This window comes from Acidiphilium sp. 34-64-41 (assembly GCF_002282635.1).
In the GTDB taxonomy this organism is placed as follows: domain Bacteria; phylum Pseudomonadota; class Alphaproteobacteria; order Acetobacterales; family Acetobacteraceae; genus Acidiphilium; species Acidiphilium rubrum.
The window spans coordinates 1-10276 of sequence record NZ_NCJX01000095.1 but is presented as its reverse complement, the minus strand read 5'-3'; the positions used below and the strand labels follow the sequence as shown (position 1 = coordinate 10276).

Genomic DNA, 10276 nt, shown 5'->3' with positions numbered 1-10276 from the left:
TCTCCCTCCACCAGCCGCCTCCTTATGAGCCTCCAGAAGGAGTCCAGCTAAACCGCTTGAGATCAGATCGCTACACGATCGAGACCGGACGCTTACGGGACGCAGACCCAACACATCGCCATAAAAATCCCGCAGCGCATCAACGTCTTGCGGTCGACTTCGGATCGTGAAGTGATCAATATACTGAATGTCCACCGCCGCGCTTACCCATAATCTTTGCGATGAACATAGTCGCCAGGGACAAGATCGATCAACCGATAAAGTTAAAGGATTTCGACACCCATCATCGACACCTGATCGACATCGCCCGGCGCATCTGCCCGACCGTGCGGGTACATGATCTTGAGTAGGCGGTCGCCCAACCGGACCTCACGCGCGAGCATCGATCAGAGCCCGAATTTCATTGAACAAGGCGACGGTGGGGTCGCAGACGTGGCGGAGCAGGCTGAAGTGATCGGCGCCCGGCACGGTCATGACCGTGGCGTGATTGCCCGCGCCGGACCACGCGCGCACCAACGCTGCGGTCTGATCGTGAAACGCCGCGGTTTCGCGTGCGCCGGTCGCGAACAGCGCTCGCGGCAGACCGGGTCGCAGCCGATACAACGGTGAAGCCTCGTGAGCCTCGGCAGCATCAAGCCGCAGCTTGTCGTTCAGCGGCGTCGCTCGCAGCGGCGCCAGATCATAGATTCCACTGAGCCCGACGATGCCGGCGATCGGCGGGCGGGCGATGCCGCGGGCGGGCCAGTCGGTCAGCGCCAGTTCCACCGCCAGATGCGCCCCGGCCGAATGGCCCATCACGACGATGCGGCCGGCACGGTCGCCGAGTGCGGAGATCAGGCCGCGCACCGCCTCGGTCAGCGCGGCCAGCGTCACATCCGGGCAGAGCGGATAATTCGCCAGTACCACGCTGACCCCCGCCGCGACCCAGGCGGGTACCAGAAACCGGAACTGCGCCTTGTCGCGGGCCTGCCAGTAGCCGGCGTGCAGATAGACGATGGTGGCACCGCTGGCCTCAGCAGCGAAATGGTCGAACCGCGCGCGTGGATGCGGGCCGTAGGGGATATCGAGCGTCGGCTGCCCCGTGCTCACCGCTGCCGCACTCTCCCGCTCGAAGCCCGCTAGCAACTCTGCGTGGGTCTCGTGCAGCTGACCGGTCAGGTACTGGAACACGGGATCGTCCACGGTGCTCATGGCTGTGCATCGATGGTGATCGCAGCCGGCGGTGCCGCGAACCCCGCGAGGTTCGCGTAGCCGCGCACGATGACCGCAAGTTCGTCATTGGTGGCGATTGTGTCCAGCCGGTCGAACCCTGCGGGCGCGCGGGCGGCGATCAGGTCGATCACCCGCTCCGGCCCCCCGATGCGGTTCGCGTGCACGATCGCGGTGGTCGCCGGCCGGCGCTCGACCTCGTACTGCGCGAGCGCGGCCGGACCATCCTGCGTGGCCAGGCAATCGGCCAGGCATCGCGCATCGAGAATCGCCTGCGAGGCGCCGTTCGAACCGACCGGGTACATCGAATGGGCAGCATCGCCGAGCAGAGTGATGCGCCCCTGGGTCCAGGCCGGCAGCGGGTCGCGATCGCACATCGGGTAACGGAAAATATCCGCCGTTGCGCCCGCCAGGGTGGGAATATCGACCATTGGCAGGGCGAACCCCTCGATCAATTTGGCGAATTCCGCGAAGGCACCGCGCGCCGACCAGCTTTCGCGGCCGGGCGGTGTCGTGCTGGCGTCGGCGATCCGCGCATAGACCACCCAGTTGGTCAGCCGCCGATCCGGCGCGCTGCCAGGCGCAATCGGGTAGAACACCAGCTTGGCGGTGGCGTCGCCGGCAATGATCATCTCATCGCCGCTGCCGAAGGCCGGCCAGTCCACCGCACCGCGCCACATCTGGATGCCGTTCCAGCGCACTGGCCAATCAACACCCAACAGGGCGGCGCGCAGCGTCGAGTGGATGCCATCGGCCCCGATCAGCGCATGGCCGGTCATTTCGCTGGTGTCACCATCCGCCGTCCGCACCATGACGGTGACGCTTGCGGCGTCCTGCGTCGCACCGATCACCCTGGCATCCGCGCGCACCGCTCCGGCGCCTAGGCGCGCCTGCGCGGTCTGCCAGAGCAGGGACTGCAACCGGCCGCGATGTGCCGAGATCTGCGGCACCGCATGGCCGGCGTAGCAGCCGCGCGGCTCCTGCCAGATCGTCTGGCCGCGCTGGGTCATGTAGGCGAGCGTGCGGGTGCGGATGGAAATGGTATCGAGCGCGTCCAGCAGGTCCAGTTCCGCAAGTTCGCCAATCGCATGCGGCAGGATGTTGATGCCGACCCCCAGCGGCCGCACCGCCGGCGCAGCCTCCAGCACCTGGCACGCAATGCCGCGCCGGTGCAGCATCAGCGCCAGCACCAGTCCGCCGATGCCGCCGCCGGCGATGATGACCGGCGCCATCACGCCGGCGGTGGCAGAAACTGCACCTCATGCGCCGCGGCGATCCGCACCACCGCCGCCGGGTCGGTCAGATTGTGGATCTGCTCGAACAGGGCGCGCAGCGATCGCCGCGGCGTGACCCAGAACAGGCAGCGCACCAGGCTGTCCGAGCGGTTGAAAATGCCATGCGGACGGTTCATCGGCATGCGGACCAGATCGCCCGCCGTCGCGACCTTGTCCTGACCGTCGAGCCAGAGGTCGAAGCGTCCATCGAGCATGTAGATGAACTCGTCCTGCGTCGGGTGGATATGCGGCGGCACGAACGTGCCGGGAGGAAAGACCGCGTGCCACGCCATCGAATGCGCGCTGTCCTGCTTGAGGGTGTAGGTCTGGCCGAGAATATTCCAGACCACGCCATCCAGCCCCTCATCCGCCTTGGTGATGCCTGGTGGTGTTTCGGTCATGCGCGCTCTCCCTCTGGCTGCTGGTTCCGTGCGATCCTAACGGGAATTGCGCGGCTGGCCAGCCTGCGCGACACTCGGCGCATATCCGACCGTCTCGCTGGTCGGCTCGACGCGTCTGAGAAATCCCTGCCAATCGCGTTTCCCGGCCCCAGGCTTTCCAACGCGCGTCATCCGTCCCATGTTGAATATCAGGTGCAACCATCAAATCGGACAAGCACAATGGCGAACGGTTGGGCCCCGGACGGGGCGGTTCAGGATCAGATCGACGATACCGTGAAGGAAAAGGTGATGCGCGCCCGCGCCCGCATCCCGGCCGGCGCGGGACAGACCTATTGCGTGGAATGCGGCAAGGAAATCCCGCAGGCGCGCCGCGACGCGATGCCCGGCGTGCGAACCTGCATCGCCTGCCAGTCCGCCGCCGACCAACGCCCGGCCAACATCGGCTTCAACCGGCGCGGCAGCAAAGATAGCCAGTTGAAATACCCCTTACAGGTCAGCCGGACGCCGCCGCGCGGATGCTGCGCCAGATGCTGTGCGCGGTGCACGGAAACGCCGGCAGTTTCGCGCCCACCATCGCCAGCGCATCGGCGAACGCATTGGCGGCGGCGGCCAGCGCGCCGGTGGTGCCGGCCTCGCCCAGGCCCTTGACGCCGAGCGAATTGTTGGGCGATGCGGTTGGCCGATCCTCGGTGACGAAATTCGGCACATCGGCGGCGCGTGGCATGGTGTAGTCCATGAAGCTGCCGGTCAGCACCTGGCCGGTTTCGTCATACTGCATCGCCTCGCCGAACACTTCGCCCAATCCTTGCACGATGCCGCCATGGATCTGGCCTTCCGCGACGATGGGATTGAGCACGACGCCCGAATCATCGATCGCGACGTAGCTCACCAGCACGGCCAGCCCGGTTTGCGGGTCGATCTCTACCTCCGCGACGTGACAGCCCGATGGAAAGCTCGACGATACCGGCACCGCGCCGACCACATCAAGCGGCGCATCGGTCGCGGCAATCGCCTCGGCCAGCGTCAGCACGACGCTGCCATCCGGTCGGCAGATCGCGCCACCAGCCATGATCAACTCCGCGGGTGGCGCATTGGCCCGCAGCCCGGCGGCGGCCAGCAGGTGTCGGCGCAGCTGATCGCCCGCATCGGCGATCGCGCTGCCGGCACTCAGGGTCGATCGCGAGCCGATCGAGCCGCCGCCGTTCAGCGTCGAATGCGCCGGACTCGCTGCGAGTTCGATGTCGGCGGGGTCCATCCCGAGCCGTTCGGCCAGAATGAACGCATAGGTCTCGGCCTGACTCTGGCCGCTGCCGCCGGTCACGGTCTCGATCCGCGCGGTCGCCCGGCCGGCGGTCACGGCCAGAACGACCCGCGCCTCATCGCGCGTCGCGGCACCGCCGCCGGCGATTTCGGTGAACAATGCCACGCCACGCCCGCGCAACCGGCCGCGCGCGTGTGCCTCGGTGCGCCTTGCGGCAAACCCATCCCAGTCCGAGGCCTGATGCGCCGCATCGATCAGGGCAGCGTAATCGGCGCTGTCGTAGGTCGATCCCAGCGCGGTCCGATACGGGAAAGCGGTGCGCGGAATCGCATTCAGGCGGCGCAGTTCGAGTGGGTCCGCCCCCAGCGTGGTGGCGGCGCGATCGACCAGCCGTTCGATCAGCAACGCCACATCCGGCCGTCCGGCGCCGCGATACGGCCCGATCGGGCCGGTATTGGTGAAATACTGGCGGAAATTCGCGGCAATCGCGGAAATACCGTAGGTGCCGCTGCCGCTCATCAACGGGTTGTGCACGTTCACGAAGGCGCCGACCGTGGTGATATACGCGCCGAGATCGGTCTCGTAGGTGATCTCGAGCCCGGTGAACCGCCCCGATGCATCGAGCGCCAGCCGCCCGGCGAGTCGCGTGCTGCGGCCATAGTAATCGGTCAGGAACGCCTCGCTCCGGCTCGCGACCCAGCGCACCGCCCGGCCGGTACGGCGCGCGGCGAGCAGCAGGGCGGCATGTTCGGGATAGGCTGGGCTGCGTGCGCCGAACCCGCCGCCGACATCGGGCAGCTCGATGCTGATCCTGGCCTCGGGTACGTTCAGCACCGCAGCCAGATCGGCCCGGATTTCGTTGATACCCTGATGCGGCGTGATCAAATGATAAATCCCCGCCACCTCGTCGTAACGTGCGATGATGCCGCGCAACTCCATCGTCGTGGGGGCTAGCCGCGGCAGATCGAACGCCGTCGCCACCACGCTGGTTGCAGCGTCGAACGCGGCACCCACCGCCGCGGCATCGCCGGCCTGATGCGCGAAGGCGAGGTTTCCCGGCGCTTGCGGATGGATTGCCGGGGCATCCGCCTTGCCCGCCGCATCGATGCCGATCACGGCGGGCAGGTCACGATAGGTCACCGCAATCGCTTCGCTCGCATCGAGTGCTGCGCTCTCGCTGGTCGCAACGACGCAGGCCACCGCCTCGCCGACATGGCGCACCCGCTGGTGGGCCAGCACCGGGCGGAACGGCACGATCAGCGGGTGCGGCCCGTCGGCCCCGTAGCGCATCAGGCCGCGGAAATTGCCGAAGCCGGCGTCCGCGCAATCCGCCCCGGTCAGCACGGCGATCACGCCCGGCATCGCAAGTGCGGCGCCGATATCGATCGAAACGATCTCGGCATGGGCATGCGGCGAGCGCAGAAAGGTGGCGCTCAGCGCATCCGGCACCGCGATATCGGCGGTGTAGCGCCCCGCTCCGGTCACCCAGCGGGTGCGGTCGCGTTCGGATTGGGTCGGGCGGTGGTTCAGCATCGATCGATCCATGTCAGGCAATCGCCTCCAGCCGGCGCTGCCTGGTTTCGACACCCAGCACCAGCACTGCCACGATCAGCGCGAGCAGCAGCCCGATCATCATGGCCAGCACGCCCTTCACACCATAATCGGCGAACAGACGGATCACCATGAACGGCGTGATGATGGTCGCACCGCGCCCGAACATGTTACAAATTCCGGCCGCGCGCAGCCGGATTTCGGTCGGGAACAATTCGGGAATGTAGATCGCGAACAGCATGGCGACCAGGATATAGATCGGAATGGTCAGAGCGAAACCGATCACCGGCAGAAACGCCGGATCGCGCACGAACGGATAGATCGCGCCGAACACGATGGCGAGGGCTGATGCCACGACGATGCACGGCTTGCGCCCCCAGCGATCCGCCCCGAACGCGCCGATCGCCGAGCCGATCGGCGCACCCAGCGCCATCAGCACGGCATAGCCGAAACTCTGCGCCACACTCAGCCCCTGCTTGACCATGAAGGTCGGCAGCCAGGTGATGAACCCGTAGATCAGCGTGTTGATCACGATCAGCGCGATGCACCCAAGCACCAGGCGGGCGAGCAACGGCGGTGCGAACAGCGCGGAAAACGGTTGCAGCGGCATCGCGATGCCGGGCGCCGGCGGCGGCAGCGGCGCGCCGTTGGATACGTCCGCCTCGATCCGGGTGAGCAGTGCTTCAGCCTCCGCATCCCGCCCGACGGTCTGCAGCCAGCGCGGCGATTCCGGCAGCGCCTTGCGCGCCTGCCACACGAACAGCGCGCCGATGCCGCCAAGAATGAACATGATCCGCCACCCGAAATGCGGCACCAGCGCATAACCCAGCAGGGCCGAAACCGGCAGGCCGGTCACCACGATCACCGCCATCATGCCGAGCCAGCGGCCGCGCGCCGCCGGCGGGATGAACTCGGTGAGGGTCGAATACCCCACCACATTCTCCGCCCCGAGGCCGAACCCCATCACGAAGCGCAGCGCGATCAGCACGCCCATGCCCGGCGCGAACGCGGCGGCGAGCGAGGCGAGGCCGAAAATCGCCAGATTGGCTTGATAGGTAAAGCGCCGGCCGAACCGGTCGCCCAGAAACCCGGTGACCACCGAGCCCAGCATCATCCCCACGAATGTCGCTGACACGAACAGCGCCGCCTGCGGCAAGGTTGCGAACCCGCTGCGGATCGTCGCACCCAGCACGGTCGCTGCGATATAGATGTCGAACCCGTCGAAGAACATGCCGATGCCGATCAGCAGCATGACGCGGCGGTGAAACGCGCCGATCGGCAGCCGATCGAGCCGCGCCCCCGCCGAAGCACCCATGATCGCCTTGTCTTGCGATATCACCTGATCCATTGTCGTTCTCTCCCGATTCTCGATTTTTTATTGATTGATGGTGGTGTCATCGTTCAGTCGATCACGGCGGCCCGCCGCAGTGCCGAGAGCACCCGCGTCTCGGCGGCATCGATATGCGCGCGTAACAGCCGTGCCGCGGTGCGCGCATCACCCCGCACTACTGCATCCGCGATGGCGCGATGTTCGCCGATCAGCAGATCCGGCCGCCGCCCCTCGATCTGAGCGAGGCTGACCCGGACCAGCCGATCCGATTGCTCGATGATCTCGACGCAAGAGGCCCCCAGCCGGCGGTTCGGCGCCAGCGAGGCCAGCGTGCAGTGGAACCGCCGGTTGTCATCGATGAAATCCGCCGCCTCATCGCCCGCCGCCACCGCGAGCAGGCGCGTGCGCGCCGCATCGTCGGCCGTGCGCGCCACCAGCCGCGCCGCCTCGGGTTCCAGCACACGGCGCAGGCCGAACATATCGGCGGCATCGCGCAGCGAAATCGGCGCGACCCGGCAGTACTGGCGCGGCACGATCACCACGAGACCCTCGGCCTCCAGCCGCAGCAGCGCCTCGCGCAACGGCGAGCGGCCAACGCTGTAGCGCGCCGCAATCTCGGGCTCGCGCAGTTCGGTGCCGGGCATCAGGCGACAGGCGATGATGTCATCCTTCAGCGCGGCATAGACGCTCGTTCGCATCAACATCTGGAACCCCCGGTTCCGTTTGTGATATATCACGATGAAAAAAACAAGCAGGATTCAGAGCCTGTAACTAATCAAATTTATCGGCTAGCATCAGCATTGATATATCGTGACAGCTCAGGGAGAGACGATGACAGACCATGTTTCCACGCGGCAACGCATCGGCGTGCACCGCACCGGCGCCGGCCGGCCGATCATTTTCCTGCACTCATTGCTGGCCGATGGTTCAAGCTGGGCCGGCATCACGCCGCTGCTCGCGACCCGTGCCGAAACCATCGTGCTCGACCTGCCGGGCTTCGCCGGCCTGCCGCCGATCGAGGGTGGCCTCGCCCCGATCGCCGCTGCACTGGCCGAAACCATCGCCGCGCTGACACTGCCCGCCGCGCCGCTCGTCGTCGGCAATGGCTTTGGCAGCTTCCTCGCCCTGCGCCTCGCGCTCGATCATCCGTCCCGCATCGGCGCCATGGTCCTGATCGGCGCCGGGCTGCGCTTCTCCGATCCGGGCCGGGCCGCATTTCGCAGCATGCGCGAGGCCGCGGCGGCCAAAGGCCTGCCCGCCATCGCCGATACCGCCATGGCCCGCCTGTTCGGCGCCGCCTTCCGCGCCGATCACCCCGACCTGATCGAACAACGGCGGTCGGCCTTCCTGCAAACCGACCCGGCCCAGTTCGCCGCCGCCTGCGCCGCACTGGAAACCCTCGACCTGACCAACGACATCGCCCGCATCACCGCCCGAACCCGCATCCTGGTCGGCGCGGAAGACCAGGCCACCCCACCCGCCATGGCGGAAGCCCTGGCGGCCGCACTGCCCGGCGCCACGCTCGACATTCTCCCCGGGCTTGCCCACGTGCCACAACTCCAGGACCCGCCGCTGATCGCCGGCCTGATCGAAAGGATGACCTGACCCGATGAACCTCAACCTCGACGGCAAATGCGTCCTGATCACCGGCGGCTCCAAAGGCATCGGCCTCGCCTGCGCCGTCGCCTTCGCGCACGAAGGTGCCCGCGTCGCGATCTGCTCGCGCAGCCAGGCCAATCTCGACGCCGCCCTGCACACCATCCCATCCGCCACCGGCTTTGCCGCCGACCTGATCGACGCGGATGCGGCCGCCACAATGGTCGCTCAGGTCGAAGCCCGCCTCGGCCCGATCGATATCCTGGTCAACAGCGCCGGCGCCGCAAAACGCACCCCGCCCGATGACCTCACACCCGCCCATTGGCGCGCCGCGATGGACGCGAAATACTTCAGCTACATCAACGTGATCGATCCGGTGGTGAAACTGATGGCGGCACGCGGCCGCGGCGTGATTATCAACGTCATCGGCGCAGGCGGCAAAATCGCCTCGCCGGTCCACCTCGCCGGCGGTGCCGCCAACGCCGCCCTCATGCTCGCAACCGCCGGCCTCGCAACCGCCTACGCCCCACGCGGCCTGCGCGTCATCGGCCTCAACCCCGGCCTGACCGAAACCGACCGCGTCAACGAAGGCCTTGCATCCGACGCACGCCTCGCCGGCGTCACCATCGATGAAGCCCGCATCCGCGGCATCGCCCGCATCCCGCTCGGCCGCATGGCAAGCCCTGGGGATATCGCAAACGCCGTCACATTTTTCGCCTCCGATCGCGCTAGCTACATCACCGGCGTCAACATCTCCATGGATGGCGCGAGCTATCCGACAGTCATCTGATTGTGTGATGGTAGCTGCTCATCCCCACCGGGCGGCGAGTTGAATCGATTGTGAATTGACGTGACCACGTCGGATGGGATCCGACGGAGGTGTGACCGAGCTTCCTGATTTATCCCTTCTGTCGCATGCTGAGAAAGATGTGCTGATCCGCGCTCTGTGGGAAGCGCTACAAGTTTCGGAGCGGCGGAACGAGGAACTGACGATCCGGCTGGCTGCTGCGGAACGCCGGATTGAAGAGCTGGAGGCGCAGCTGAACGGGCCGGCGAAGCTGCCGGATAATTCGAGCCTGCCGCCAACGCGCAGGTAGAAGCCAAAGCGGCCTGAGAAAGCTCTGCGCAAGGGGCCACGCAAAGGCAGTCTCGGCCGTGCCGATGGCGGTCGATTGCTTGCCGAGACCCCTGACCAGACGGTGATCGCGAAAGCCGCGCATTGCCAACGCTGCAGTGCCGGGCTGACTGATACGGATCAGTCAGTGCAGATGAAACTCACGCCGTAGCAACGCCTTGCCGTGCGGCCCGAACAGCGCGGAGCGATCGCCTTTCGGCGCCATGGTCACGGTATCGCCCATGCGGACGCCTGCCAGATCATCGGCCTTCACGATCATCTGCTGTCCGTCCGGCCGCTTGACGTAGACCAGCGTCTCGTTGCCGAGATGCTCGACGAAATCGGCAACGCCGCCAATCGGGCCGTCCGACACCAGCGCCGTATGTTCGGGGCGCATGCCGACGGTGACCCGCGTGCCAGGGGCAACCGCGATTCGATCGGCCATGACAATGACGTTGCCCGCATCGTCGAGTTTGACCTCGACGTGCTGGTCATCGCGTGTGGTAACGACGCCTTCGAGCAGGTTCATCTTGGGTGACC

At 66.7% G+C, this 10276-nt stretch carries 10 protein-coding genes and 1 pseudogene; 4 read left to right on the top strand and 7 right to left on the bottom strand.

The genetic code is table 11. The features are described 5' to 3' along the window. Window positions 1-369: 369 nt before the first annotated feature. The 3 genes from B7X49_RS15775 to B7X49_RS15765 are packed head-to-tail and all read right to left on the bottom strand — an operon-like array spanning window position 370 to window position 2884. Window positions 370-1191 carry an alpha/beta hydrolase gene (locus B7X49_RS15775; protein ID WP_286705062.1) on the bottom strand — a complete coding sequence of 274 codons (822 nt, stop codon included), beginning with the start codon at window positions 1189-1191 and terminating at the stop codon, window positions 370-372. Further along, on the bottom strand, window positions 1188-2441 hold the full coding sequence (locus B7X49_RS15770) for an FAD-dependent monooxygenase (protein WP_286705061.1): 1254 nt from the start codon (window positions 2439-2441) through the stop codon (window positions 1188-1190). Before B7X49_RS15770 ends, B7X49_RS15775 begins: the two co-directional genes overlap by 4 nt. After that, window positions 2441-2884 carry a cupin domain-containing protein gene (locus B7X49_RS15765; RefSeq protein ID WP_286705060.1) on the bottom strand — a complete coding sequence of 148 codons (444 nt, stop codon included), beginning with the start codon at window positions 2882-2884 and terminating at the stop codon, window positions 2441-2443. Before B7X49_RS15765 ends, B7X49_RS15770 begins: the two co-directional genes overlap by 1 nt. A 219-nt stretch (window positions 2885-3103) precedes the next feature. Here B7X49_RS15765 and B7X49_RS15760 point away from each other — a divergent pair. Then, window positions 3104-3364 (top strand): annotated as a pseudogene (locus B7X49_RS15760) (DksA/TraR family C4-type zinc finger protein); the annotation flags it as partial. 13 nt (window positions 3365-3377) lie between these two features. Here the strand turns inward: B7X49_RS15760 and B7X49_RS15755 are convergent. From B7X49_RS15755 to B7X49_RS15745, 3 genes are read right to left on the bottom strand one after another with little or no spacing between them, the layout of a single operon-like run. Further along, the gene (locus tag B7X49_RS15755; RefSeq protein ID WP_286705059.1) at window positions 3378-5690 is read right to left on the bottom strand and encodes a xanthine dehydrogenase family protein molybdopterin-binding subunit; all 2313 of its coding nucleotides are present in this window, start codon (window positions 5688-5690) and stop codon (window positions 3378-3380) included. Window position 5691: 1 nt separating this feature from the next. Further along, a complete protein-coding gene (locus B7X49_RS15750) occupies window positions 5692-7044 on the bottom strand; it encodes an MFS transporter (protein WP_286705058.1) in 1353 nt (450 codons plus the stop codon). Window positions 7045-7097: 53 nt separating this feature from the next. Continuing rightward, complete coding sequence (locus B7X49_RS15745; RefSeq protein WP_029312592.1) at window positions 7098-7730, bottom strand: GntR family transcriptional regulator; 633 nt, start codon at window positions 7728-7730, stop codon at window positions 7098-7100. Between the two features lie 127 nt (window positions 7731-7857). Between B7X49_RS15745 and B7X49_RS15740 the strand changes: the two genes are divergently transcribed. The 3 genes from B7X49_RS15740 (at window position 7858) to B7X49_RS15730 (ending at window position 9719) form a co-directional block, all read left to right on the top strand. Then, window positions 7858-8631, top strand: a complete 774-nt coding sequence (locus B7X49_RS15740; RefSeq protein WP_286705057.1) for an alpha/beta fold hydrolase — start codon at window positions 7858-7860, stop codon at window positions 8629-8631. A gap of 4 nt (window positions 8632-8635) precedes the next feature. After that, complete coding sequence (locus tag B7X49_RS15735; RefSeq protein WP_286705056.1) at window positions 8636-9412, top strand: SDR family oxidoreductase; 777 nt, start codon at window positions 8636-8638, stop codon at window positions 9410-9412. Window positions 9413-9503: 91 nt separating this feature from the next. Then, the gene (locus B7X49_RS15730) at window positions 9504-9719 is read left to right on the top strand and encodes a hypothetical protein (RefSeq protein ID WP_286705055.1); all 216 of its coding nucleotides are present in this window, start codon (window positions 9504-9506) and stop codon (window positions 9717-9719) included. A gap of 162 nt (window positions 9720-9881) precedes the next feature. On the opposite strand, the gene B7X49_RS15725 is transcribed toward B7X49_RS15730, so the two are convergent. After that, a partial coding sequence (locus B7X49_RS15725) for a TOBE domain-containing protein (protein WP_286705054.1) occupies window positions 9882-10276 on the bottom strand: 395 nt, incomplete at its 5' end.